The sequence below is a fragment of the Emcibacter sp. SYSU 3D8 genome (genome assembly GCF_039655875.1).
In the GTDB taxonomy this organism is placed as follows: Bacteria; Pseudomonadota; Alphaproteobacteria; order SMXS01; family SMXS01; genus RI-34.
The window spans coordinates 92,591-118,552 of sequence record NZ_JBBYXK010000006.1 but is presented as its reverse complement, the minus strand read 5'-3'; the positions used below and the strand labels follow the sequence as shown (position 1 = coordinate 118,552).

23 protein-coding genes are annotated in these 25,962 nt (G+C 64.8%); 13 read left to right on the top strand and 10 right to left on the bottom strand.

All coding sequences use genetic code 11. The features are described from left to right. Positions 1–43: 43 nt before the first annotated feature. Positions 44–1,018, bottom strand: coding sequence for a TIGR03621 family F420-dependent LLM class oxidoreductase (locus WJU21_RS17920; protein ID WP_346324836.1), 975 nt, complete (start codon positions 1,016–1,018; stop codon positions 44–46). A 119-nt stretch (positions 1,019–1,137) separates the two neighbouring features. Here WJU21_RS17920 and WJU21_RS17915 point away from each other — a divergent pair, with 119 nt between their 5' ends. The 3 genes from WJU21_RS17915 to WJU21_RS17905 all read left to right on the top strand — a co-directional run bounded on the left by WJU21_RS17915 (position 1,138) and on the right by WJU21_RS17905 (position 5,806). Further along, a complete protein-coding gene (locus tag WJU21_RS17915) occupies positions 1,138–1,599 on the top strand; it encodes a carboxymuconolactone decarboxylase family protein (RefSeq protein WP_346324835.1) in 462 nt (153 codons plus the stop codon). 293 nt (positions 1,600–1,892) lie between these two features. Beyond that, entirely contained in the window at positions 1,893–4,322 is a 2,430-nt protein-coding gene (locus WJU21_RS17910; protein ID WP_346324834.1) for a TonB-dependent receptor, read from the top strand. Positions 4,323–4,426: 104 nt separating this feature from the next. Beyond that, positions 4,427–5,806 carry an aromatic ring-hydroxylating dioxygenase subunit alpha gene (locus WJU21_RS17905; protein ID WP_346324833.1) on the top strand — a complete coding sequence of 460 codons (1,380 nt, stop codon included), beginning with the start codon at positions 4,427–4,429 and terminating at the stop codon, positions 5,804–5,806. 325 nt (positions 5,807–6,131) lie between these two features. Here the strand turns inward: WJU21_RS17905 and WJU21_RS17900 are convergent, their stop codons facing one another. Then, positions 6,132–8,495 carry a DEAD/DEAH box helicase gene (locus WJU21_RS17900; protein WP_346324832.1) on the bottom strand — a complete coding sequence of 788 codons (2,364 nt, stop codon included), beginning with the start codon at positions 8,493–8,495 and terminating at the stop codon, positions 6,132–6,134. 203 nt (positions 8,496–8,698) lie between these two features. On the opposite strand from WJU21_RS17900, the gene WJU21_RS17895 reads away from it, so the two are divergent. The 8 genes from WJU21_RS17895 to WJU21_RS17860 all read left to right on the top strand — a co-directional run bounded on the left by WJU21_RS17895 (position 8,699) and on the right by WJU21_RS17860 (position 18,095). Further along, a complete protein-coding gene (locus WJU21_RS17895) occupies positions 8,699–9,019 on the top strand; it encodes a hypothetical protein (RefSeq protein ID WP_346324831.1) in 321 nt (106 codons plus the stop codon). Between the two features lie 68 nt (positions 9,020–9,087). Then, positions 9,088–10,332 carry a TolC family protein gene (locus tag WJU21_RS17890; RefSeq protein WP_346324830.1) on the top strand — a complete coding sequence of 415 codons (1,245 nt, stop codon included), beginning with the start codon at positions 9,088–9,090 and terminating at the stop codon, positions 10,330–10,332. Positions 10,333–10,334: 2 nt separating this feature from the next. Next, positions 10,335–11,573 (top strand): HlyD family efflux transporter periplasmic adaptor subunit, encoded by a 1,239-nt coding sequence (locus tag WJU21_RS17885; protein ID WP_346324829.1) that lies wholly within the window; start codon positions 10,335–10,337, stop codon positions 11,571–11,573. After that, positions 11,563–14,748 (top strand): CusA/CzcA family heavy metal efflux RND transporter, encoded by a 3,186-nt coding sequence (locus WJU21_RS17880; protein WP_346324828.1) that lies wholly within the window; start codon positions 11,563–11,565, stop codon positions 14,746–14,748. Before WJU21_RS17885 ends, WJU21_RS17880 begins: the two co-directional genes overlap by 11 nt. Positions 14,749–14,824: 76 nt before the next feature. Then, positions 14,825–15,805, top strand: a complete 981-nt coding sequence (locus tag WJU21_RS17875; protein ID WP_346324827.1) for an IclR family transcriptional regulator C-terminal domain-containing protein — start codon at positions 14,825–14,827, stop codon at positions 15,803–15,805. Beyond that, positions 15,802–16,959 (top strand): acyl-CoA dehydrogenase family protein, encoded by a 1,158-nt coding sequence (locus WJU21_RS17870; RefSeq protein WP_346324826.1) that lies wholly within the window; start codon positions 15,802–15,804, stop codon positions 16,957–16,959. The genes WJU21_RS17875 and WJU21_RS17870 overlap by 4 nt, the downstream gene beginning before the upstream one ends. Continuing rightward, entirely contained in the window at positions 16,956–17,939 is a 984-nt protein-coding gene (locus tag WJU21_RS17865; protein WP_346324825.1) for an acryloyl-CoA reductase, read from the top strand. The genes WJU21_RS17870 and WJU21_RS17865 overlap by 4 nt, the downstream gene beginning before the upstream one ends. A gap of 6 nt (positions 17,940–17,945) precedes the next feature. Beyond that, positions 17,946–18,095, top strand: coding sequence for a hypothetical protein (locus WJU21_RS17860; RefSeq protein WP_346324824.1), 150 nt, complete (start codon positions 17,946–17,948; stop codon positions 18,093–18,095). Between the two features lie 29 nt (positions 18,096–18,124). Here the strand turns inward: WJU21_RS17860 and WJU21_RS17855 are convergent, their stop codons facing one another. From WJU21_RS17855 to WJU21_RS17840, 4 genes are all read right to left on the bottom strand, one after another. Further along, the gene (locus WJU21_RS17855) at positions 18,125–18,667 is read right to left on the bottom strand and encodes a VOC family protein (protein ID WP_346324823.1); all 543 of its coding nucleotides are present in this window, start codon (positions 18,665–18,667) and stop codon (positions 18,125–18,127) included. An 11-nt stretch (positions 18,668–18,678) separates the two neighbouring features. Then, the gene (locus tag WJU21_RS17850; protein ID WP_346324822.1) at positions 18,679–19,026 is read right to left on the bottom strand and encodes an antibiotic biosynthesis monooxygenase; all 348 of its coding nucleotides are present in this window, start codon (positions 19,024–19,026) and stop codon (positions 18,679–18,681) included. Positions 19,027–19,115: 89 nt separating this feature from the next. Continuing rightward, positions 19,116–19,556 (bottom strand): VOC family protein, encoded by a 441-nt coding sequence (locus tag WJU21_RS17845; RefSeq protein ID WP_346324821.1) that lies wholly within the window; start codon positions 19,554–19,556, stop codon positions 19,116–19,118. A gap of 132 nt (positions 19,557–19,688) precedes the next feature. Next, positions 19,689–20,021, bottom strand: a complete 333-nt coding sequence (locus WJU21_RS17840) for a cytochrome c (protein ID WP_346324820.1) — start codon at positions 20,019–20,021, stop codon at positions 19,689–19,691. A 260-nt stretch (positions 20,022–20,281) separates the two neighbouring features. Here WJU21_RS17840 and WJU21_RS17835 point away from each other — a divergent pair, with 260 nt between their 5' ends. Then, positions 20,282–21,310 (top strand): NADP-dependent oxidoreductase, encoded by a 1,029-nt coding sequence (locus WJU21_RS17835; RefSeq protein ID WP_346324819.1) that lies wholly within the window; start codon positions 20,282–20,284, stop codon positions 21,308–21,310. A gap of 18 nt (positions 21,311–21,328) precedes the next feature. Here WJU21_RS17835 and WJU21_RS17830 read toward each other — a convergent pair whose 3' ends face one another. Continuing rightward, the gene (locus WJU21_RS17830; protein WP_346324818.1) at positions 21,329–21,868 is read right to left on the bottom strand and encodes a hypothetical protein; all 540 of its coding nucleotides are present in this window, start codon (positions 21,866–21,868) and stop codon (positions 21,329–21,331) included. 256 nt (positions 21,869–22,124) lie between these two features. Between WJU21_RS17830 and WJU21_RS17825 the strand changes: the two genes are divergently transcribed. Beyond that, positions 22,125–23,357, top strand: a complete 1,233-nt coding sequence (locus WJU21_RS17825; protein ID WP_346324817.1) for an acetyl-CoA C-acetyltransferase — start codon at positions 22,125–22,127, stop codon at positions 23,355–23,357. A gap of 68 nt (positions 23,358–23,425) precedes the next feature. Here WJU21_RS17825 and WJU21_RS17820 read toward each other — a convergent pair whose 3' ends face one another. The 3 genes from WJU21_RS17820 to WJU21_RS17810 form a co-directional block, all read right to left on the bottom strand. Further along, positions 23,426–23,914, bottom strand: coding sequence for a DUF305 domain-containing protein (locus tag WJU21_RS17820; protein WP_346324816.1), 489 nt, complete (start codon positions 23,912–23,914; stop codon positions 23,426–23,428). 176 nt (positions 23,915–24,090) lie between these two features. Then, positions 24,091–24,738, bottom strand: coding sequence for a glutathione S-transferase family protein (locus WJU21_RS17815; RefSeq protein WP_346324815.1), 648 nt, complete (start codon positions 24,736–24,738; stop codon positions 24,091–24,093). Between the two features lie 75 nt (positions 24,739–24,813). Then, positions 24,814–25,863, bottom strand: coding sequence for an alkene reductase (locus WJU21_RS17810; protein WP_346324814.1), 1,050 nt, complete (start codon positions 25,861–25,863; stop codon positions 24,814–24,816). Between the last annotated feature and the right edge of the window lie 99 nt (positions 25,864–25,962).

Genomic DNA, 25,962 nt, shown 5'->3' with positions numbered 1-25,962 from the left:
CCAGAATATGTGGCCTGCGATCTATAGGACGGGCTCGTGCGGCCTACTTGCCGGTCAGACGAGCCACGACGGGGGCGAAGGCCTCGCCGTACTGGTCCTGGACGTTGATATAGCTGATGCCGAATTCCTCGCGCAGGCGATGCAGATCGTCACAGACGCTGTCGACGGAACCGATCAGCGCATGCGGGCAGTCCGTCAGGTCATCGAGGCCGATGTTGAACATGCGCGCCCAGGTCTCGGCCGCGGCGCGCTGGCTGTCGTCGAGCGCGACAAAGATCATGCCGATTTCGATCTCGATATCGTCGAAGCGGCCGCCGGCGCCGTCGCGAACCCAGCCGATCTTCTTGCGGGTTTCGGCGGCGGTGGAGTTGGCGAGGGATTCCGGGCCGATGGTGCCGGTGTGGTTGTTGAAATTGATGCTGACGATGTCGGCCTCGCGCCCGGCGACCCCCAGCACCCTGGGTGCGCCGCCGCCGACGATGAGCGGCACTTTGCCGCGCGGTGGCAGGGGCAGTGCCTCGTAGTCGACGGCGCGGACATGCTCTCCGGTGATCTGCAGCATCTCGCCGCGCATGGCGGCCTTGGCGAGGCGGATGGTTTCCTCGAGCCGTTTGATGCGGGTGCCGGCGCTGGGGAAGGGAATGCCCATGGCCTCGTATTCGTTCCTGATCCAGCCGGCGCCGAGACCGAGTTCGAAACGGCCGTCGGACAGGAAGTCCAGGGTCATGGCTTCCTTGATCAGGACGGGCGCCGGGCGATAGCCAGTGCAGAACACGCGGGCGCCGATGTTGATCGTGCTGGTTGCCTCCGCGGCCATGGCGAGGGCGGGAACCGCAGCGATGTCCTGCACCGGATGGTTGGTGGCGGCGAGCGCGGGACCGGGGCCGATATAGTGGTCGGCGACATGGAAAGTGGAATAGCCGAGCGCCTCGGCGCGGCGGGCCTTGTCGCGCCACTGGGACGCGGAGGTGGCGTTGAACGCCTGCCAGGAAAAGCGGAACGGTTTCTTGTGCGCCATGCGGTGTCTCCCCTTCGAGGTCAGCACTTTGCACGCAAAGCCGATGTCACAACAAGGGCGGCCGGATCGTCATGTGTGCAGGAGCCCACCACGGCATCTGGATTACCGGAGTATGCGAGATGAAAGCACGATTGAACCTGTTCACCACCGATCCGGACGCGATCAAGGCCGTTCTCGGCCTGCAAACCTATGTCGACGGATGCGGGCTGGAGCACGCGCTGCTGGAACTGGTGAAAATCCGGGCGTCGCAGATCAATGGCTGTGCCTTCTGCCTGGACATGCATGTACGTGATGCACGCAGACACGGCGAGACCGAGCAGCGCGTCTACCTGCTCGATGCATGGGAGGAATCGCCGGTCTACAGCGACCGCGAGCGGGCGGCGCTGGCGTGGACGGAATCGCTGACAAGGCTCAGCGAAACCCATGTGCCGGACGACGTTTACGAGCAGGTCAGGACACAGTTCAGCGAAAAGGAGCTGGTCGATCTGACGGTGGCGATCGGGGTGATCAACACCTGGAACCGGCTGAATGCAGGGTTCCGGACGCCGCCGCAACTGGAGATTCATGCGGCTGCTTCCTGAGGGTGCAGTGATATGAGCGCCTGGCTGCTCCGGTTTCCGAGCGGAGGTATGCCGGACGAGACTCCAGTGGCCGGCGGGCTGTTGGCGTGCCTTCCTGCAGCGGTTGGCGGTAAAGATGCTTGCCGGGTCCATAAAATTGTATGGACAAATTCTCCGTTGATTAATTTTATTCCCGTGCGGTAACGTCCGGCTGTTCCGTTCAGCCGCGAAACGGTACGCAAAGACCCCGGATAGCGGGGCCTAGGGACGACAAGCGGTACACAGTGCTGAATTCCCGGGGAGGGAACAATTACATGAAGTTGTATGGCCGCCGGCCTAGTGGTCGGCCATTCGTGCCCGCGCGGGGGCTGTTGCTTTCCGCTGCGGTTATTTCGATCATCGGCGTTGATGCAATGCCGGCCTTTGCCACGGAAAGCGTGACGGTCACGGCCCGAAAGCGCGAAGAAGACGTGCAGGATGTCCCCGTGGCCATCCAGGCGTTCACGTCGGCGGACGTTGAGAAATACCGTTCGATCGATCTGAGCAAGATCGGCGAAATGGCGACCCAGGTGATCCTGGTGCCGGCCGGTTCGGGCGCCGGCGCATCGTTCCATATCCGCGGTCTCGGTTCGTCCTCGGGCGATCCGGGCATCGATTCCAGCGTGACCGTGAATCTCGACGGCATGCAGATCAACCGCGGCCATATCATCCGCGCCGGCCTGTTCGACGTGGCCAGCGTCGAAGTGCTGAAGGGCCCGCAGGCCCTGTTCTTCGGCAAGAACAGCCCGGCAGGCGTGATCTCGCTGAGCAGCAACGGACCCACCGACGAGTGGGAGTTCACCGGCCGCCTGTCCTATGAAATCGAGGCCGACGAGTTCATCGGCGAGGCTATCGCCTCGGGCCCGATCAACGACAAGGTAGGCCTGCGCGTTGCCTATCGCGGACGGACGCAGAAGGGCTGGCTCAAGAACGTCGCCGGCCCGATCTCGGCGCCGCTGCCCTATACGGCCGGATACGGCTATGCCAACGAGCCCTACGACTTTCCCGGCACGACCGATCCGCGCCGCGGATCGCAGGACGAGCACATGGGCCGCATCACCCTGGCGGTCACTCCGTCGGACAGTTTCGATGCGACCCTGAAAGTGCTGGGCGCCAAGTACAAGGATGACGGCGCCTCGACCAACGAGAACATCTCGTGCTCGGGTCCCAAGCCGATTACCATTCCGCTGCTGAGCGGCCTGACGCTGACCGATCCTTATGGCGATTGCGAACTGAACGGCGTGATGTCGCAGGGGGAATTGCCGGCGGAAATCCGCGACGGCTACGAGGGCACGGAAAAGAAGGGCGGCCGGTCCTACACGACGGTCGATACCCTGCTCACGACCCTCAACATGAACTGGAAGACCGACAAGTTCACGCTGACGTCGCAGACCGGCATCTACTATTACGACTATGTGCGGTGGGACAATTTCGACGGCACGTCGTTCATCCAGTTCATGGGCATCCAGCTGGAGAAGAGCGTTACCTGGAGCCAGGAATTCCGGTTCCTCAGCGAGTTCGACGGGCCGGTGAACTTCATGTTCGGCGTGTTCTACGAAAACCTGGACCGGGATTCCGACAACCGCGGCAAGATCGCCGCGCTGGGCATCGATCCGGTGACGGGCAACACCAACAACTGGGGCGGTGAATCGACCGTCAAGGGCGACACCTATTCTGCCTTCGGCCAGGCCATCTGGAAGATCGTGCCGGAAGTGGAACTGGCGGGCGGTGCACGCTGGACCAAGGAAAAGAAGACCTCGATGCAGGTGAACACCTATGTGAACCCGCTGATGGAGTTCTTCTTCGGCAATCCGGCGGCGCCGTTCATGAAGGGCGAGAACGATCCGATCTTCAGCGACTTCAAGGATAGCGACATTTCACCCGAGGTGACGCTGACCTGGACGCCGATGGACGAGTTGACGCTCTATGGTGCGTACAAGACGGGCTACAAGTCGGGCGGCTTCTCGACCAACACCGTGATCGCCTGGAATGCCGACAGCGATTCCGTCCGCTTCGATTCGGAATCCTCTGAAGGTTTCGAAGTGGGCCTGAAGTCCATGCTGCTGGACGGGGCGATGCGCTTCAACCTTACCGGCTATCGCTACAGCTTCAGCAATCTCCAGGTGAGTGCGTTCGACTCCGCCACGACCTCGTTCCAGATCCGCAACGCCGCAAGCGCGCGGACCACGGGTATCGAAGCGGACATGAACTACATGGTGACGCCTGGCCTCGTGCTGAAGGCGTCGGCGGGCTACAACCGGGCACGCTATTCGGCGTTCCCCGGCGCGCCATGCTACCGCGGCCAATCCGCAGCAGCAGGGTGCGTCGGCGGCGTGCAGGATCTGACCGGCCGTCCGCTGGTGTTCGCACCGGACTGGTCGGGCAGCCTGGGATTCACCTACGATACGCCGATCTTCAACGGCTGGAACCTGGGCCTCACCGGCGACCTGGTCTTCTCGAGCGGCTATTACACGTCGCTGGCCGATGACGACCGGGCGCGGCAGGATTCGTTCCAGAAGGTCAACGCCAGCATCCGGCTCTATTCGGATGACGAGCGCTGGGACTTCGCCGTGATCGGGCGAAATCTGGGCAACAAGCGGACCCTTGGTGGCACCGCCGACAAGCCGGGTGGTTTGTCGGGTGACATTTTCGGCAATTCGCTGCGTGCACGGGAAATCACTTTCCAGGTCACGTCGCACTTCTAGGACATCCCTTCGGGATGCGGAACGGGCGCGCCAATACTTGGCGCGCCCGTTTTACGTGGTAAGGTTCCGGGGAGCGCGGAGACGAAACTGGGGAGTGAACGTCGATGCCACAGACAAACACCTTTATCGACTTTGCGGGCGGGCTGCCGGCCAAGGCCGCCAGGCAGGCGACGCTGGACGCGGCGCGCTATACGTCGCGGGATTTCATGCAGCGCGAATGGGACGGCATGTGGACGCGGAACTGGCTGCTGGCCGGGCTCGAATGCGACGTGCGCGAGCCGGGTGACTACTTCGTGTTCGACATCGGCCGGGAGTCGATCATCGTCACCCGGACCGACGAGGGTGCGCTGTCGGCGGTGTATAATGCCTGCCAGCACCGGGGCAACCGGATCCTGACCAACGAACGCGGATCGGTTACGGCCATCGCCTGTCCGTATCATGGCTGGACCTATGAGCTGGACGGCGCGCTGAAAACGGTTCCCGACGCCGAGCGCTTCAGCCAGGGGCTGCCCTGCGAGAGCCTGTCGCTGAAGCCGGTCCAGGTCGACCATTGGGCCGGCATGGTCTGGATCAACATGGATATGGAGGCCGGGCCGCTATCGGAATTCCTAGGCGTGGTGCAGGACCTGGTGGCGCCCTACCGGTGCGAGGACATGACGCTGGTCGGCGATCAGACCGTATGCCTGGATGCCAACTGGAAGACCTGCATCGACAATTTCAACGAGCAGTATCATGTGGACTTCATCCATCCGCAGCATGCCAGCTTCGTGGATTGCTGCAATGCCAGCAACGAGCTGTGGCCCTATGGTCACCGGCGGGTGCTGGTGGAAGGTTATGTGACAAACCCACGCTACGGCGTGCCGGACGAAGTGCCGCCGATCCTGCAGGCGGCGATCCGCCCGCTTGGACTCGATCCGGCCGACTTCAAGGGAAGGGTGTCCGATATCCGCAAGGCGGTGCAGCAGCGCAAGCGGGACGTGGGCGCGGCGCTGGGATTCGACTATTCCGGGTTCACCGACGAGCAGGTGTCGGACGTTCTGCAATACGACCTGTTCCCGAATGTGATCATGACCATCAAGCCGGAAGAACTGTGGGTGATGCGGCCCCGGCCGCACCCCACCGATCCGGACAAGTGCTTCTTCGACAAGTGGACGTTGCGGATCAGTGTGTCCGCGGACGCGGCGCGCGGTCTGAGCCTGGTGGGTGATCCCATGGCCCCGCCGGCCAATGCGGGGGATCGTCCCGCCCATGAAGTGTTCACCCAGGAAGACGTGATCGCGGGAAACAACTCCATGACGATCACCATCGACCAGGACATCCACCTGCTGCGGGACATGCAGGCCGGGATGCATTCGCGCGGCTTCAGCAGGGCCTGGCTGAACGAGGACGAGTCCCGGGTGCAGCATTTCCACGACTGGCTCGACATGTGGCTGGATGGAGGCCCGATGTGGCGGCGCGCTGCCGATGCACAGGCGGCGGAGTAGGCCTTCGCACCGGACCGGATGCGTCAATACTCGTCTGGCTGAGCAGTCCGACCCGCGGCGGGTCTATCTGGCCCGGGAGCCGCAAGCAGTGCGGTGCGTCGCAGCGGATCCGCTGGAAGACTGAGCCAGGCCAGCGGACGAAAAATGCGCTGACGTTACAATGCCCAGACTGCGTCCAAATCCCGCCACAGTTCGACGCGACATTCGTGTTGTTGGCCTCGTCAGTCGGGTCGCCGCATTCGGATCTGTAGCCCCCAAGCCCATTCCGAGTGCGGCGGCCCGACGCTTATCGGGGCGGCACTCCTCCTGGACAGTATCTGACGGGTCAGCGCGGCTTGCGCCGCAGCGGACGGTCGCCCGGCGTGGTGCGTGTGTCGTCGCGTTTCGGATTGAAGCGCTTGGGACGCTCGGCGCCGGGCTTGGCCTTGCCGAAGGCGGGTTTGCCATAGGGCTTGCCTGCGGCGGCAGGCTTGGTGCGATCCCGGAACGATCTTTCCGGACCGGCTTCATCGCGGTTGGGCCGCTGCGCCGGCTTTGAAGGATCACGCTGGGCGGAATCGGCGGCGGGCGCCGCGGTGCGGTCGGGCCGAGGGCCCTGCTTCCACGGCTTTGGCGCATAGCCTGGCTTCTTGCCGGCACGGTCGTCACGGGCCGGCCGCTGACGGTCCGAGGCGGCGTGGTCGACGCGTGATTCGGGGGCAGCGCGGTCGGTATATTCGCGGCGGACCTTGGCATCGCGGCGCTTGGCGCCGTCCCAGCGTTCCTTCTTGCGCGCCGGCTTCTCGCCGCCATGCGGATCGAACGGCGCGCTTGCTTCACGCTGGTACTCGACCTTCGGAGTGTCCTGGCGGGGGACATCGGCAGCGGCAGCCGGTTCATGGGCGACAGATTCAGGCGCGGCCGGTTCGGGCGCGACTGGCGCCGGGGCTGCCGATTGATAGGCCGGTGGCTCGGTTCGTGACGGGGTGACGGGATCAGCCGCACGGACCGGACGCTCGTACCGCTCGCGCCGTTCGGGCCGGGGTGCGCGCTCTCCGTCCCGCTGTTCGCGGTCGCGCGGGGCAGGGGCCTCGGCGGCCTGGACGGTGAATTCCTTGTCGTCGGACTTCTCGACCGCGGCCTTGAAGCGGTCAGCCATGTCCTTGGAAATCTCGAACTTGGTATCGCGATCGAAGATGCGGATGGCGCCGATGTCGCGCTTGGTGACATGGCCAAGTCGGCAGAGCAGCGGCAGGATCCATTTGGGATCGGCGTTCTTCGCGCGGCCGACGTTGAGACGAAACCAGACGGTTTCGCCAGCGGGCCCCCTGTCGTTGAACTGGCGGGGCTCGCGGGGTTCCCGGGGACCACGCTCATCGCGGCGCGGCTCGCGGGCGGCGCCATTGTCGAACAGGTCCTCGGGCTCGGGCAAGCGCGACCGCTGAATGCGGGCCAGCGCCAGGGCAAGCTGCTCGGCTGTGCGGTTTTCGAGCAGCGGCTGGACCAGGCTGAGGTCCTCGTCGGCGCCGGGTTCATTGAAAATCGGGTCGGTGAGAAAGCGCTCGTTGTCGCGCTTGCGGATTTCCTCGGCGGTCGGCGGTCCAGACCAGACGGCATCGACGCCGGCGAGCGACAGGAGTTGCTGGGCGCGGCGGCCCTTGGTGTAGGTGACCAGCAACACGCAGACGCCCTTGCGGCCCGCGCGGCCGGTGCGGCCGCTGCGATGGAGCAGGGTATCCTTGTTGTTGGGCAGCTCGGCGTGGATGACCAGGTCGAGCTGGGGCAGGTCGAGGCCGCGCGCGGCCACATCGGTGGCGACGCAGATCTTGGTGCGGCCATCGCGCAGCGACTGGAGCGCGTTGTTGCGTTCGTTCTGGGTCAACTCGCCGGAAAGGGCGGTAGCGGCAAAGCCTCGCTCGACCAGGCTTGCGTGCAGATGGCGCACGGCGTCACGGGTCGAACAGAACACCAGCGCCGCTGCGGCGTCGAACAGCCGGAGCACGTTGACGACGCCCAGTTCGACTTCGTTGGGGGCGACACGGATGGCGCGATATTCGATGTCGGCATGGGGGCGATTGCGCTCGACCGTGTCGATGCGCAGGGCATCCCGCTGATAGGAGCGCGCCAACGCCGCGATCTCGCGGGCGATGGTGGCGGAGAACATCAGGGTTCGCCTGGCCCGGGGCGTGGCCTCGAGGAGAAACTCCAGATCCTCGCGAAAGCCGAGGTCGAGCATTTCGTCGGCTTCGTCGAGGACGACAGCGCGCAGGGCCGAGGTGTCGAGCCGGCCCCGTTCCATGTGATCGCGCAGGCGTCCAGGCGTGCCGACGACGATGTGGCAGCCAAAATTAAGGGCCCGGGCTTCCTGGCGCGGGTCCATGCCGCCGACGCAGGTGGCGATTTTGGCGCCTGTCTCGTCGTAGAGCCAGCTCAGTTCGCGGTGCACCTGCAGCGCGAGTTCGCGCGTCGGGGCGATGATCAGGGCGAGCGGCGGGCCGGCCTGACCGAAGACCTCCTCCTCGCCGAGCAGGGTCGGCGCAAGCGCCAGGCCGAATGCCACCGTCTTTCCCGATCCGGTCTGAGCCGACACCAGCAGGTCGCGGCCATCGGCGTCCGCCTCGAGCACGGCACGCTGGACGGATGTTGGTTCGTCATAAGCGCGGGCAACGAGCGCGCGGGCGAGGGCGGGATGGGTGGCGGGGAACGGCATGGATTTCGTACTCGTATGGGCCGATGGAACGGCAAGGGCGCGTTCATGCGCCCAACGGTCGACCGGTGCAACCGTATTGTGCCTGTTTGTTATGCAGTTGGCGCGTAGCAGCAGACAACTATGGCCTTCAGCCGGGAAGTAAAGCGAATAAGCGACAGGGTGCCCCTTGCGCGCAGCGGAAGGTGAAGTCCATATTATAGCGTATGAGCCGTGCGATTGCATTCCTGGCGCTGCTGGCCGTCCTGACCCTCCGGTTCGTGGACGGGGCATCGCATATGGTTGCACACGACTATGACGGAACCGTACCGACTGCCGCGGTTTTGCTCGACGTCGACGACGATTGCGAAGACAACGGACTGCATGGTGCGGCGCATTGCGCAAGCCATATGGCCGATTCCATGCAGCGGGCAACCGCACAAGCCGTGTCCCCTGCCGTGACGCTGTCCGCGGGAATTTCGGTGGCGTCGAGCATGATCGAGGACGGCCGAGTTCTCAGCCCGCCGGTTCGTCCGCCCCTAGCCTGATCTTCCGACGATAGCTCCGTGCGGCAGCACGCCTGCCGCGCTCCCCTGTCATCGCGAGAGATCTCGAAATGCGTTTCACCGTTCTGGCGGCCATGACCGCCTTAGGCTGGGCTACCCAGCCTGCAATCGCCTCGCCGACCGCGCCGCTGCTTACCCTTGAAGAGGCGGTCGCCCGGAGCGTGCAAGGGTCGCCCTTGCTCGATGCGCGCGAGGCCAGCATCGCCGCATCCGGCGCCGGCGTGGATCAGGCACGGGCCAGGCCAAACCCCGAACTGGAGGTGGAGTTCGAGAATTTCACCGGTAGCGGTCGCTACTCGGACTTCGGCTCGACAGAAACCACCATTTCCTATCGTCAGACGCTGGAACGCGGCACCAAGCGCCGCGCGCGGACGGCTCTGGCGGAAGCCGATCAAGGGATTGCGCGGCTGGAACGGACCCGGTCCACGGCCGAGGTCGCGTTCGAGACCCAGAAGGCATGGAGCGCCGTGCTGGAGGCCGAGGCATCGCTGCGCGACGCGAAGGAGCGGCTGCGTCTGGCAGAGGATTTGGCCGGGATCGTGCGGCACCGCGTCGAGGCCGCGCGCGATCCGCTGGCTGCCGGGCTCAAGGCCGACAACAAGGTGGCGGCCGCACTTGTCGGCGTCGATCAGAACAGGCTGCGGCTGGAGGCCGCGCGTGCGGCGCTGGCGGCGCGCTGGGAAGGGGATGCCGCGGAGGTTGCGGTGGATGCTACAGCATTCTTCCGGATGCAGGAAGGTCCGGCGGGATCCGGCGCGCCCGACCTGGTGGTGAGCGAGGCCCGGATCGAGCGCGCGGCCAAGGCCTATGAACTTGAAAAGGCGCGGGCAAAGCAGGATCCGACCATCGGTGTCGGGATGCGGCGGTTCGAGGATGGCGGGGAGGTAGCAGGGCTGGTGTCCTTCTCGATCCCGCTCGCCTTCTTCGACAAGAACCGGGGCAATATCAACAAGGCCATGGCTGAGCGGCAGGAAGCGCAATTCCTGCTGGCGGAAGACAGGCGCCGTCATGCGGCAGCCCTTCGCGCGGCGCGGGCCGAACAGGATGCGGCGCGGGCCGAGGCGCTGGCGATCCGTGACGACATGATCCCCCGAGCGGCGGAAGCGGCACGGGGTGCCCGGGACGGCTATGACCGCGGCGCCTTTGCCTATCTGGACGTGGCCGATGCCCAGCACGAGCTGGCCGACCTGCGGACGCGGGAGATCGCCGCCCTGAAGAAATTTCATGCAGCACAGGCCGTCATCGACCGGCTGACCGGCCGCTGGATCTCATCCGACGCGGCACAGGAGTTCTGACTATGCATATTCGACTGAAGTCGATGGTGGCGGGGCTGGCCGTAGTTCTGGCGACGGTGGCGGCGTGTGGTCCGGCTGCCGACAAACAACAGGATCATGGCGATCAAGCAGGGGAGTACGAGAAGGGCCCTCATGGCGGCCGCCTGCTCCGTGACGGTGATTTTGCCCTGGAGGTAACGATCCACGAGTCCGGGGTGCCGCCCCATTTCCGGTTCTATGCCTATGCGGACGGCAAGCCGCTGGCGCCTTCCAGCGTGACGGCCAGCGCGGCGCTGGCCCGGCTTGGCGGGGATGTGGACCGATTTTCGTTTCGGCCAGAGGGAGACTATCTGGTGGGCGACGGCATTGTTCGGGAGCCACATTCCTTCGATGTTTCGGTGGACGCCCGGCATGAGGGTAAACGCCACGCATGGCGCTATGACTCATATGAGGGCCGAACCACAATCGCTGCGGCTAGCGCGGCCCAGGCTGGTGTGGCGACGGAAAAAGCAGGACCGGCCAGCATGCCGGCCACCATCGAGCTGATCGGCAGGCTGGATTTTGCGCCGGGCGCCGAGGCGAGCGTGAAGGCTCGCTTTCCGGGCAGGATCTTGTCGCTGTCGAAGAATGTGGGCGATACGGTTCGAGCGGGCGAGACACTGGCGCGGGTGGAGAGCAACGAGAGCCTCCAGAGCTATCCGGTTGCCGCACCAATCGGCGGCGTTGTCGTCGAGCGGCCCGCCAATCCCGGCGACATAGCGGGCGATGAGCCGCTGTTCGAATTGGGCGACCCGAACCGGCTGGTGGCGGACTTCCATGTCTATGACCGTGACATGGCCAAGGTGCGACCGAGGCAGCCTGTCGACGTAATGCCGGTAAACGGCGGCGATCAGGTGCGCGCGGCGATCGAGGGAGTACTGCCCGTGCGAGAGGCATTGAGCCAGACGAGCATCGCGCGGGTGAGACTGCCAGCAGGGCAAGGCTGGATGCCGGGCATGACTGTTCGCGGCCTGGTCACCGTCGACGTGGCACAGGTGCCGTTGGCGGTGCGGACATCGGCATTGCAGCGTTTCAGAGACTTCGAGGTGGTGTTCGCGAAGGTGGGCGACACCTATGAAGTGCGAATGCTGGAGATCGGCCGGCGCACCAAGGAGTGGGCCGAGGTGCTGGGGGGCCTGAAGCCGGGGGAGGAATATGTCACCGCCAACAGCTTCCTGATCAAGGCCGACATCGAAAAGTCGGGCGCGTCCCATGACCACTGAGATGAGCGTGCCGGACGGGCGGCCCGGTGATGCGCGCGGCGTTCTTGAGCGGGTGGTCATGTTCTCCATCCGCAACCGGTTGCTGGTGCTGGCGGTGGTGCTGGCGCTGGCGGGGCTGGGCGCGTGGAACTTCACGCGGTTGCCGATCGACGCCGTACCCGACATCACGAACGTGCAGGTGCAGATCAATACGGAGGCGGCGGGCTATTCGCCGCTGGAGTCGGAGCAGCGGATAACCTACGCGGTGGAAACCGCTCTTGCCGGCCTGCCAGGGCTGGACTACACGCGATCGGTGTCGCGCTATGGACTTTCCCAGGTCACGGCGGTGTTCAAGGACGGCACTGATGTCTATTTCGCGCGCCAGCTGGTGAACGAGCGGCTGCAGGCGGCGCGATCGGGGCTTCCTGAAGGCGTGGACCCGCAGCCGGGGCCGATCTCGACCGGACTGGGCGAAATCGTCATGTATGTGCTCGAGGCAAAGCCCGGCGCGCGCAAGGCGGATGGCAGCGCCTGGAGCCCGATGGACCTGCGGACTTATCAGGACTGGGTGGTGCGACCCCAGCTTCGAAATATCCCCGGCGTTACGGAAATCAATTCCATAGGCGGCTTTATCAAGGAAATCCATGTGACGCCGTGGCCGGACCGGCTGGCAGCTTATGGGATATCCGCTGGGGAAGTCGCCGAGGCAATCGAGCGCAACAACGCCAATGCCAGCGCCGGATATATCGAGCGCAACGGTGAGCAGGTGCTGATCCGGGTTCCCGGGCAGGCGCAGACCGAGCAGCATCTGGCCGGCATCGTCGTGGGCCTGAGGAACGGCGTGCCAATCCGCGTCGCGGACGTGGCTGACGTGGCGGTGGGCCGGGAATTGCGAACCGGCGCCGCAACCATGGACGGCGAGGAAGTGGTGCTTGGGACTGTTTTCATGCTGGTGGGTGAGAACAGCCGCGCTGTGGCCAAGGCGGCGGTATCCCGGCTCGAAGAGGTCAACCGGAGCCTGCCCGAGGGACTGGTTGCGAGACCGCTCTACGACAGGACGACCCTGGTTGATCGCACGATCGCCACGGTAGAGAAAAACCTGCTCGAGGGCGCAGTGCTGGTGATCGCGGTTCTGTTCCTGCTGCTGGGCAATGTACGCGCAGCGCTGATCACGGCGGCGGTCATTCCCCTGTCCATGCTGCTCGCCGTGAGCGGCATGGTGCAGACCAGGGTGTCGGGCAACCTCATGAGCCTGGGCGCGCTGGATTTCGGACTGATCGTCGATGGCGCGGTCATCATCATCGAGAACTGTCTGAGACGGATCGGGGAGGAACAGCGGCGGCTGGGGCGCCTGCTGAACAAGGACGAGCGATCGGATCTTGTTGCGCGGGCGACGAGCGAGGTGGTCAAACCCAGCCTGTTCGGCGTCTTCATCATTACTGTGGTTTATCTTCCGATCTTCGCGTTGTCGGGTGTCGAAGGCAAAATGTTCCATCCGATGGCGCTGACCGTGGTGATGGCGCTGACGGCCGCACTTTTGCTGTCATTTACGTTTGTGCCGGCGGCGGTGGCGACGTTTGTCACCGGCAAGGTGGATGACAAGGACAACCGGGTCATGCGGGCTGCAGGCCAGGCCTATGCTCCGGCGCTCGCGTTCGCGCTGCGCTACCGGATGTTGGTCGTGGCGGGATCCGCCCTGCTGGTGGTGTTGAGCGGGTTGCTGGCGTCGCGGATGGGATCGGAGTTCATCCCCCAACTCGACGAGGGCGATGTCGCGTTGCACGCGTTGCGCATTCCGGGAACCAGCCTGACACAGGCCGTCGGCATGCAGGCGGCGTTGGAAAAGCGGCTGAAGAAACTACCCGAGGTCGCGATGACCTTCACGAAGATCGGCACCGCCGAAGTCGCAACCGATCCGATGCCGCCAAGCGTGGCGGACGCGTTCGTGATCATGAAAGATCGCAAGGACTGGCCCGATCCCCGCAAACCCAGGATGCAGCTTGTGGCGGAGTTGGAGGCGGCGACAGCGGAGATTCCCGGGAACAACTACGAGTTCACCCAGCCGATCGAGATGCGGTTCAATGAACTGATCGCGGGGGTTCGCTCGGACCTGGCGGTGAAGGTCTATGGCGACGACCTCGACACGCTGGTTGCTACCGGGGAACGGATCGAGGCGGTGCTGAAGGAGGTGCCAGGGGCACACGATGTGAAAGCCGAACAAGCGACGGGCCTGCCGATGCTGCAGGTGACACCGGACAGGGACGCGCTGTCGCGCTACGGCCTGGCGCTGGCAGACGTGCAGGATGTGGTGTCAGGCGCCCTGGGCGGACGGGTTGCCGGGCAGATGTTCGAGGGCGACCGGCGCTTCGACATTGTGGTCCGCCTGCCGGAATCCCTGCGCACCGATCTCGATGCCATCAGGCGACTGCCGGTGCCGCTGCCAAAGGGGACGGAACCGGGATACGTGCCCTTGTCCGAGGTCGCTGCGCTGGAGATGATCGAGGGACCAAACCAGATCAGCCGCGAAAACGGCAAGAGGCGCGTGGTGGTGACGGCGAATGTGCGTGACCGGGACCTTGGCTCGTTCGTCGGTGATGTTCGCGCCGCAGTTGAAGCCGATGTCGACGTGCCGCCCGGATATTGGGTGGAGTATGGCGGCACGTTCGAACAGCTGATGTCGGCGGCAACGCGTCTCCAGGTGGTGGTGCCGCTGGCCCTGCTGCTGATTTTCGGTCTCCTGTTCACCCTGTTCGGCTCCGGACGGGACGCGGCGGTGGTCTTTTCGGCGGTGCCGCTGGCGCTGACTGGCGGAGTCGCGGCGCTATGGCTGCGCGATATCCCGCTGTCGATCTCGGCGGCGGTGGGATTCATTGCCCTGTCGGGCGTGGCGGTGCTGAACGGCGTGGTGATGGTCTCTTTCATCAGGAACCTGATCGCCGGTGGCGCGGGGCTGGATGACGCCATTCGCGGGGGAGCACTGACACGGTTACGGCCGGTGCTGATGACCGCGCTGGTCGCGAGCCTGGGCTTTGTGCCCATGGCGTTCAATGTGGGTGCGGGCAGCGAGGTGCAGCGGCCGCTGGCGACGGTGGTGATCGGCGGTATCGTATCGTCGACATTGTTGACGCTGCTGGTGCTGCCGGCCCTGTACCGGATCGTGCACGGCGCAAAGGGACGGAAATTTCTATTTGGGTAAGTATCGGCTGCGGTAATTTTGTATTGCGAAAAAACACCGTTGACGGATGGTGGCGGCAGGTGTTTCTACCTGCGCCATGGCAAACGCAGCATCCCAGACTTCCTATCAATTGCAGACCGTCTCCCGGGCGCTCGAGACCATGCGCCTGCTGGAGGGGGCGGGCTCGCCACTTTCGCAAACAGAAATCGCGGCGGCCCTGGGCGAACCGGTGCCGGTGGTGTTCCGCATTCTGCACACGCTGGAGAATCATGGCTTTGTCAGCCGACTGCCGGACAAGCGCTATTCTCCGAAAGGCGCCGCTGAACCGGACGGAATGGGGCTGCCGCTCGATATCCTGAAGCTGCTCGCGGCGGCGGGGCCGCACGGTGCGCGGCGTTCGCAACTGGCATCAAGGCTGGACGCCGAACCGGGGCAGGTGGACGCAGCGCTGACCGTGCTGGCCGAGCGCAAGCTTGCGAGCGTGTCGGGACAGGATGTCTGGTCGCCCGGCTTTGGCTTGCTGGAGTTGGCGCGGCCGCTGCTGCGCGGGTCGTTGCGCACGGCGGTCAGGCCGTTGATGGAACGGCTGCGCGACGAAAGCGGCGAGACCGCGACACTTTTCGTGACGTCGGGCCGGCAGCAGGTGGTGGTCGACGTGGCCGCGAGCCGGGAGCCGCTGCGCTATGAACTGGAGATCGGCCGGTCGTTCGACCTGCCGACCGGTGCGGCCGGCAAGGCGGCGCTGGCCGCCATGGCTGATGCCAGGATCCGGGAAATCCTGAACGAGGCGGCGCTTCCGGCAACGGACCAGCGCCGCATCATGGTCGAAATCGGACGTGTTCGGGAGACCGGCTTTGCGACATCGACGGGTGAGCGCATCGAGGGCGCATCGGCGGTGGCGGCGTCGATCCGTGACGAGAGCGGCCGGGCGCGGGGCGTGATGGGGCTGATGATGCCGGCGTTCCGCAATCCACCGGACCGGCTGCAGCATCTGGGCAAGGTGATCGTCAGCCAGCTGGGCAAGTTGAGATTGCCGGAGGACATGGGCGTGAGTGAACCAGACGGAGAGAGCATTTGATCAGGAACCCGGAAGAATTCGAGCGCTTCCTTGCCGATGTCCATGATTGGGTGCGCCGCTACGCTGTTCCCAACGAGGAGCGGGTGGCGCAGGGCGAGTACATGCCGAAAGACATCTCGGCGGAAATGGCGCGCAAGGGATTCTTCGGCTGGAGCATTCCGGAAGAATTCGGCGGGGCGGGCCTGACGGCAGAGGAACTGGTGCTGGGCGCGCTGGAAATCTCGCAGTGCTCGGTGGCGTTCCGCGCCCATGTGGGCACGAATACAGGCATTGGGTCGGAGGCGCTGGTCGTCGACGGCACGCCCGAACAGAAGCGGAAATACCTGCCGAAGATGGCCAAGGGCGAACTGATCGGCTGCCTGGCGGCGACCGAGCCGGAGGCGGGGTCGGACCTGACCGCGCTGCAGACGACGGCGCGCCGGGATGGCGACGGCTATGTGCTGAACGGCACCAAGGCGTTCATCACCAACGCGCCCGTTGCCGACCTGATGACGGTGATGGCGCGCACCGACGAAAGTATCCCGGGCGCCGGTGGCGTGAGTGCGTTCATCGTCGAGCGCGATTGCGCCGGTCTGACTACCGGCAGGCCGTACAGGAAGATGGGCCAGGAAGGCGCGCCGGTTTCGGAGGTGTATTTCGAGGATTGCCGCATTCCGGCCGACGCCCTGATCGGCGGCATCGAGAATGTGGGCTTCAAAACCACCATGAAGATCCTCAACAAGCAGCGCCTGCATCTGTCGGCGCTCTCGACGGGACCGGCGATCCGGATGCTGGACGAGGCGGTGCGGCATGCCATGACCCGCAAGCAGTTCGGCCAGCCGATCGGCGAGTTCCAGCTGGTGCAGGGGCTGATCGCCGACTGCCAGACGGAGATCCATGCGGCGAAAGCGCTGATCCTGGACACGGCGCGCAAGCGCGACCGGGGCGAGGACACCAGCATGGAGGCCTCCATGTCGAAATATTTCGCAACCGAGATGTGCGGCCGGGTTGCGGACCGGGCGGTGCAAATCTTCGGCGGCTCGGGTTACATCGCCGACTACAGCTGCATCGAGCGGTTCTACCGGGATGTGCGGCCGTTTCGGCTGTACGAGGGCACCAGCCAGATCCATCAGACTACCATCGCGCGCATGACCATGAAGCGCGCCGCAACATGACGCGGACGTTCGAGGCATACCGGATCGAGCAGGACGGCAAGGTGGGCCGGGGCGGCATCGTCCCGGTCTCGCTGGACGGGCTGGATGAGGGCGATCTGCTGGTCCGCGTGCTCTATGCGGGCGTCAACTACAAGGATGCGCTGGCGGGCACCGGCCGCGGCCAGATCGTGCGGCGGTTTCCGTGCATAGGCGGGATCGAGGCCGTCGGCGTGGTGGCGGAGTCGGGAACGGACGAACTGCCGCCCGGGACGACCGTGATCCTGCATGGCTACGGGCTGGGCGTGGCGCGGGATGGCGGGCTATCGCCGTGGGTGCGCGTGCCGGGCGCTTTCGCTACCGCGCTGCCCGACGGGATGACGGCGCTCGAGGCGGCGGCGATCGGCGTGGCCGGTCACACGGTGGCCATGTCCATCGACCTGATGGAGTTGAACGGGCTTGCGCCGGGGTATGGGCCGGTTGCGGTGACCGGCGCAACGGGCGGCACGGGCAGCCTGGCTGTATCCATGCTGTCCGGGCTGGGGCACGAGGTCGTGGCGGTCTCGCGCAAGCGCGACGACGGGTTCCTGCGCAGGCTGGGCGCGGCGGACGTGATCGCCGTTCCTGAAGAGTCGGGAAAGCCGCTGGACACCGCGCGCTGGGCGGGTGCGATTGACACCACAGGCGGCGCGCCGCTGGAATGGCTGATCCGGACCACGAAGCAGAACGGTGTGATCGCGGCGTTCGGCAACGCGGCGGGGCTGGAGCTGAGCATGTCCGTGCTGCCTTTTATCCTGCGCGGCGTGCGGCTGATCGGCATCAACGCAGATACCCGCCCGCCGCTTCGGGAACGCCTTTGGCAGCGTCTTGCGACGAATCTTAAGCCCAGGTTCATAAACGACCTGCTAAACATCATAGATATCAAGCAACTGCCGGAGGTCATGGATGAAATGATCGCCGGCCGGACCAGGGGAAGGACCCTGATCCGCTTCCAACCCGAATGAAGAACAATGAAAGACGTACTTCTCAAGACCATCAAGAAACTGCAGGCGCACATCCAGAAGACGCCGCGCTACCAGCCGGAAAAGCACTATATGCGAGGTCCGGGCCCGGCCTGTGCTGCCAAGGTGCAGATCAGCCGTAGTCCCGAGACCCGCTGACCCCGAAGGCAACCTGCCCGAACGAGCCTTCAGGTCATGATGCTGGCGACAGTGCCACCGTCCATGACCGCGTCAGGCGGATGCGACTCGCAGAATTCGCGGACCATGCTGTAGAGCGCCCGAATTCCCTGTGATTCCTTGTATATCTCGATCATGTGTCCGTTGACGGCACTGGTGTCCATGTAGGCGGCGACACCGCCGTCGGGCAATTCGAAGAGCTGCGCGCAAGGGCAGCCTGCAGCTTCGAACGCGGCATAGGCTTTCTCGTAATCCGGGACGAACATGGCGGTGTGGTGGAAGCCCTCCTTGCCGACCGGATAGATGTCCCGGTAGCAGGACGGACCGTCACTGTGAACCTGGATCAACTCGATCTGCACGTCGCCGGCCTGGGTGAACGCGCCCGACATGTCGATGACGGCCGGCTCGCCGCGGTACCAGACGCGGGGCAATTCGACATGGCGGAGCATGAGCCACGGGCCGTAGCCGGCCTGGCGATTGAGGCGGCGCACCGCCTCGTCGAGATCGTTCACCAGATAGGCGTTCTGGATGACCTGGTACCGGGGCAGCGACATGGCCGCCTCCGTTACTTGGCGGTGAAGAAGTCGGCGCGCGGGGTGCCGGAGGGGTCGTAGACCGGTTCGATCAGATCGACGCGGAACTTGCGGATCTGCGAGCCCTTGCGTGGGAACTGGCGCAGATGGCCCCCCATATCCTTGTACCAGTGATTGTCGAAATGGTACTGCAGATCGGCGGTCTCGGACCATTCCTCGTAGACGTGGATGCGGCCGGGAACGAAGACATCCTTGGTCCAGATGTAGTGGATGCAACCGTTTTCGGTGTAGGCGCCGTCGATGTGCGCCTTGGCGCTGGCGATGATGTCGGTGACGTCCTCGACGTCGAGATCGATCCAGCCCGCGATAATGATAGCCATCGGAATCCCCATTCAGTGTAGTCAGCCGCTCTGTTGATCGGCCGATCAGGAGATTGGGGGAGCGGGCCGAGGATGGCAAGACTGGACCGCTACTGTTTCACTTCCACGAGCTCGATGATGTTGTCTTCAGGGTCGGCGAAAAAGCAGAGCCTGAGGTCGCGGTCCTTGCCGATGAGAGCGCGCTCGGACTTCAACACCGCGCCAGCGGCCTCAGCGGCGGCCAGGGTGGCGTCGAGGTCACTGCAATAGAACGTGAGGTAGGCGATGCCGGTGCGGCGGCTCATCCATTCGGGAGCGGGCGGGATCGTCGGTGGTACCGGCGGACGCACCAGTTTGATGACCTCGTTGTTCGGTGTCTTCAGCCAGATGTTGATGTAGCCGTCGGGCGCGACGCCAAGGCTGCGGCTGAGCGTGGACGGGATGTCGGCGCGGCGGGCCTCGGTGCAGGAGAGAACCTGGGTGTAGAACGCGTACATCCGGTCGAGGTCGACGACGGGTATTCCCACTTCCAACGGCATGGTCTGGCGCACTGGTTGACTCCCCTTGTGTCGGTATCCGCGGTGACGGGCCGATTCCGCCCGCCCGGCAGCGCGGTTCGGCCGCAATCCTAGTCGATGCCGGTAGCGCCGAACAGCCCCGCGCCGCTTGTGCGGTTTACCGGTCTAGCGGGTTTGAATCGTCTCGAGATAGCTGATGAGGCTCTGGATGTCGGCGGGTTCCCAAGGGTCGCCGGGCATTTCCGGATGCCCGGCGAAGATGCCTTCCGCCAGGGCCTCCTCCAGGGTTTCGAGAGGGTAGCGCTGGCCCAGGGTCCGGAACGGCGGCGCGGCGGGAAGGGCGCTGCTGTCGCCGCGATCGACGGCGTGGCAGCCGCCACAACGCTGCGCCGCAAGGTCATGGCCGGTCCCGGCGGCCGACAGCGCTTGCTCGGCGGCTGCGGCATGGCCGAGCCCGATCAGCAAGAGGAGGGCGGCCAAGAACATCTTTGTAGGCATGGCGTGTGGACTCCGACGGCAGACGTTCGGGGATGCCGCCATCATCAATGCCCGGATGCGTGAAGTCGAGGAAATGCAGCGGATCGCTTGCCTTAACCGGCGGACCGGAATCGATCGCCTCCGGCCATCCGCGCAAGAGCCCACAAGGCAGGCTGCGCGACCCAGCGAATTGACCCTGACGCAGGATGATCTATGGTGCGCGGTGAATGCGCCGACGGGTATGTTCGGCGTCGATGAATTTTTCCAGAAGGGATGCCTATATGAGCAAGGAAAGCCGTCAGTGGGTGCTGAAGTCGCGGCCACCAGGCCTGGTGGGCCCGGAACATTTCGAGTTGACCACCACGACCGTTCCCGATCCGGGGCCCGGCGAGTTTCTGGTGAAGACGCTTTACCTGTCGTTCGATCCGACCCAGCGCGGCTGGCTCAACGAGGGTCCGGGTTACATGGACCCGCTGAAGATCGGCGCGCCGATGTTCGGCGCGGGGCTTGGCCAGGTGGTCACGTCTAACGATCCGGCCTTCAAGGTGGGTGACGTGGTCAACGGCATGATCCCCTGGCAGGATTACGCGATCCTAAAGAACGGCGCCGGCCTGATGCCGCTTCAGGTGGTGTCGCGGGACTATCCGCTGACCTGGGCGTTCTCGGTATTCGGCATGACGACGCTGACCGCGTATTTCGGCCTGCAGGAAGTGGGTCAGGTGAAAGAGGGCGACGTGGTGCTGGTGTCCGGTGCAGCGGGCGCGACCGGTTCCGCGGTGGCGGAGATTGCCAAGATCCGCGGTGCGAGCAAGGTGATCGGCGTGGCCGGCGGCCCCGAGAAATGCAAGTGGGTGATCGAGGAAGGCGCCTGCGATGCGGCCATCGATTACAAGAGCGATGACATGGAAGCCAAGCTGCGCGAGCTGGCACCCAACGGCGTCAACGTGTTCTACGACAATACGGGCGGACCGATTCTCGATGCGGCGCTGGCCAATCTGGCGCAGGGCGCACGGGTCGCTATCTGCGGCGGCATCGCCTCGGGCTATTCGGGCTGGGGCATGCCGGAAGGGCCGAAGAACTACCTGTTCCTGATCCTCAAAAGCGCGCGGATGGAAGGCTTCCTGCTGTTCAACTATGCGGACAAGTTCCCGCAGGCGATCGCCGACATCGGCAAGTGGGTGAAGGAGGGCAAGCTGAAAGTGCACGAGACGCTTTCGGAGGGGCTGGAGAACGCGCCAGCCGCGCTCCAGGGCCTGTTCACCGGCCAGAACAAGGGCAAGACCATCCTGAAGGTCTCCGACCCGGACTGATATCGCCCGGATGGTGCGTCAGCGCGGCTCCACGGCCGCGCGGCGCAACGCCGCTTCAGGTGTCACTTCAGCATCCAGGCTGAAGCGCATCAGCTCGATCATGAACAGTTCGTCCTCCTCGGCGAGACGCCGGGACAGCTTCAGCCAAACCAGCGCGAAGACCGCCATGATGATGGGCACGATGGCGGCCGGCCAGAGCGGCCCCTTGATGCCCTGATTGACGCCGAACAGGTCAAGGGCCACGGCAAGGCCGACGCCCACACCGATGATCACAAACGAAAACCAGACGATCAGGAAGATCAGGGCGGCGGGGTGCAGGCCGAAGCGACAATGCAGCAGGGTGCCGTCGCCCGTCCGTTCCATGACGCCGAACATGTAGGTCTGGAACCAGTTTCGGTAGGCGAGCCGACGCCTTACGCGTAGCGCGCCATCGGCGATCATGCCGACGAGCGGGTTGTTGCCGCGAAACCGACGCCCGGGATCAGTGACTGTCCGCAATCGCCGGGCGCATTCCTCGGGCCGGTACGGCGAGAGAAGGTCAACGGTTTCGGATCCCATGGCACATCCTCTCCAACTGTGTCGAGGTCGCCTCGAATAAGCCTCTGTAAAAGCATAAGGTTGCCCGAACGCGTTTGGCTAGGGCCGTTCGCGGGACTACTTCGAATTCATAATGCCGGTGAGAAAAAAAAGCAGGTTCCCGACTGGTAAATTCCACTGGAAGAGACGCGTCCGCCATGCTCTAACTGCGGCACCGCCCCATTCAGGGCTTGATATTGGACCCGGACGCAGGGCCGGGAAGTCAACGGAGCAGATCATGACCGAAGCATGGATCATCGACACGGCACGCACGCCGCGCGGCATTGGCAAGGTAGGCAAGGGTTCGCTTGCGGATGTTCACCCGCAGCGGCTGCTGTCGACGGTGCTGAAGGCGCTGGGCGAGCGGAACAACCTGAATACCGACGAGGTCGATGACGTGATCGCCGGCTGCGGCTCGCAGGTGGGCAAGCAGGGCGCCTGCATTGCGCGCATGTCGGCGCTGGACGCGGGCTGGAGCAACCTGGCGACGGGCTTCTCGCTCGACCGTTTCTGCGGCTCGGCGCTGACAGCGGTCCATCTTGGCGCCATGGGCATCATGTCGGGCATGCAGCATCTGGTGGTTTCGGGCGGCGTCGAGTCCATGTCCTATGCCTCGACCCAGCGCGGCGGGTTGCCGACCATGGACCGTGACAATCTGCATCTGCGCGCCATCCATCCGCAGCCGCATCAGGGCGTGTGCGCCGACCTGATCGCGACGCTGGAAGGGATCACCCGCGAAGATACCGAGAACCTGGCGGTCGAGTCGCAAAAGCGTGCCGATAACGCCATCAAGAACGGCTATTTCAACAACAGCGTCGTGCCGGTCTATCACGAAGACGGCACCGTGGCGCTGGACCGTGAGGAATTCCCGCGGCCGCAGACCACGCTGGAAGGGCTGGCGCAGCTGAAGCCGGCGTTCACGGAGCTGTACCAGTATCCGCTCAACGAGGAAGGCCTGACCTACCGCAAGCTGGTCGAGGCGGCCTATCCGGACGTGAAGATCGATTTCATTCACCATGCGGGCAATTCGTCGGGCGTGGTCGACGGCGCGAGCGGCGTTGTGCTGGCGTCGCCGGAATACGCCAAGGCGCATGGCCTGAAGCCGCGGGCGCGTATCATCACGGTGGCGACTGCGGGCGATTCCCCGGAATTGATGCTGAACGCGCCGGTGCCAGCCGCCAAGAAGGCGCTGAAGCAGGCGGGCATGACCCTGAACGATATCGACCTGATGGAAGTGAACGAGGCGTTCGCCGTGGTGCCGCTGAAGTTCATGCGCGATCTCAACGTGGACCCGGAAAAGGTCAACGTGAATGGCGGCGCCATGGCGCTGGGTCACCCGATCGGTGCGACCGGCGCCATGCTGCTGGGCACGCTGCTCGATGAACTGGAGCGCCGCAACCTGGCGACCGGCCTGGTCACCATGTGCACCGGCGGCGGCATGGCGCCCTGCACGATCATCGAGCGCATCTGATCCGTTTTGCGTCCCCGGCGTGTTGCGCGCCGGGGACGTGACTTTCCCAGGCGCCGCAGGCCGCGCGGCTACCGGCGTTCGGGCGGAAGATCGGGCGCGCCGTCAGGCACCGGACGGGCTTCCAGACGATCGATCATCTGTTGCATCTGCCGGATTTCACGCACCTGCGCCTCGATGATTCCATCGGCCAAGCGCCGCACGTCCGGATCCCTGATATGCGCGCGTTCGCTGGTCATGATCGCTATGGAATGATGCGGGATCATGGCCTTCATGTAGCTGACGTCGGAGACGGTTTCCTGGCTGCGGACCAGCCAAAGAGCGCCCGCAAATGCGGCAAGGCTGACGGCCACAATGGCGACATTCAGCCTGGCATTGCCGTACATGCGCCACATGAAACCCATCATGACCACCGCCATCGAGGCGCCCATGACGACGGCCATCCACATCCGTGTCTGGCTGTATTCGACATGACCCAGCGCGTAGGTGTTCAGGTACATCAAGCCGAACATCAGCAGGGTCGATGTCGCGATCATCGCCGCGAAGCGCATGTAACTCATGACGGTTCCTCGCTTTCCTGTAAGGACAACGCAAGTCGTCCGTAAAGGTTGCGCGAGGGCCGGGGAGTCCTGTCCGGGATGGGAGCATGCGCCGAGGCAGTGGCAGCCCACGCTGACTCAGCGTGCGGCGGAGCCTCTGCGACGGGCGTCGTTTGGCTGGCGCCAAGCCTGCGGCCTCAATCGGCCCCTTGTTCTCTCGTGCGGTCGGCCGCCTCGAAATGGCCGATCTGGTCGGCCAGAGCCTTTCGGAAGGCAGGGCGGCTGGTCACGCGAGCGACATAGGCCTCGGTGGCGGGCCGGTTGCCGAAGGCGCGGATGTCCGAAACGCGCAGCACATCCGCCATCAGGAGATCTGCGACGGTGAAGCGGCCGGCGGCGAGCCAGTCCTGCTCGCCCAAAACTCTTTCCAGATGGGCGAGGCGTTGCGCCATCCATCCCCTGAGGCCGTTGTCTTCATCGCCGCCCAGCTTCAGGAACCACCAGGGTACGGTCACCATCTCGACCGAGTTGAGCGCGGCGATCGTCCATTGCAGGGTTTCCGCCTCTCCGACCGGATCGCGCGGCATCAGCTTGTCGCTTTTCCGCGCAAGGTGCAGCAGTCCCGCGCCGCTTTCGAATATCTCGACGCCGCGGTCCTTCAGAAACGGCACCTGGCCAAACGGCTGGTCCGCCAGGTGGTTGGTTGCGCGGCCGTCGAACGGCACCGTGCGCAGTGCATAGGGGAGGCCAGCCTCCTCGCACGCCCATCTCAACCTGAGATCGCGCACGAAACCGCGAGGGCCGGCGGGCACCCAGTCGTAGGTCCAGATGGTCAGTTCGCTCATAGCGGCGCCTCCTTCCTGGATCGGTTGAGGAAACGACCCCGGCTCCGGTCTGACGGAGCCGGGAATAGCGGTGTTCTAGAGCGCAGGATAGTCCACATAACCGGCGGGGCCGCTGGCATAGAACGTCTTCAGGTCGGGCTCATTGAGCGCGGCGTTCTCGGCGAAGCGGCGGGGCAGGTCGGGGTTGGAGATGAAGAGCTGGCCGAAGGCGATGGCGTCGGCCTCGCCGGCGGCAAGGGCGGCTTCGGCTGTCGCCTGGGTGAAGCGCTCGTTGGCGATATAGAGGCCGCCGAACTGCTTTTTCAGCTGCGGCCCAAGGCGGTTGTCGCCGACATATTCCCGGACGCAGAGATAGGCCAGGCCGCGCTTGCCAAGCTCGGCCGCCACATAGCCGAAGGTCGCGGCAGGGTTCTCGTCGCCCATGGAATGAGCGTCGCCGCGCGGCGCGAGATGCATGCCAACCCGGTCGGCACCCCAGACGCCGGTAACGGCGTCGGCCACCTCAAGCATCAGGCGCGCGCGGTTCTCGATGGAGCCGCCGTAGCCATCGTTGCGGTGGTTGGAGGCGGTCTGGAGGAACTGGTCGACCAGGTAGCCGTTGGCGCCGTGAATCTCGACGCCGTCGAAACCGGCACGCAAGGCGTTGCGGGCGCCGTTCTGGAAGGCCTCGACGATGCCGGGGACCTCGGACGTCGCCAGCGAGCGGGGTGTGGGGAAGGCGACCTTGGGGCGCACATGGCTGACATGACCTTCGGCGGCGACGGCGGAGGGCGCGAGGGGCTCGTCGCCATTGAGGAACATGGGGTGCGAAATGCGGCCCACATGCCACAGCTGGAGGGCGATGCGGCCGCCGGCGGCGTGGACAGCATCCGTGATGCGCTTCCAGCCTTCCACCTGGTCGTCGGACCAGATGCCGGGCGTATCGGCATAGCCGACGCCCATGGGCTCGACCGAGGTAGCCTCGGTGAGGATCAGGCCGGCGGAGGCACGCTGAACATAATAGTCGCGCATCAGGTCGTTGGGGATGCGGCTGGCGCCAGCGCGGGCACGGGTGAGCGGCGCCATGATGATGCGGTTGGGCAGGTGGAGCGGTCCGATATCGAGGGGATCGAAGAGTGTGGGCATGGGAGCAAGGCCTTCACAGAATTTACATGTTGCCGACACGTTAATGGGCGCGGCGGCAATGGCAAGCCAACCTTTCGCATGACCTGATGCGGGATGGGT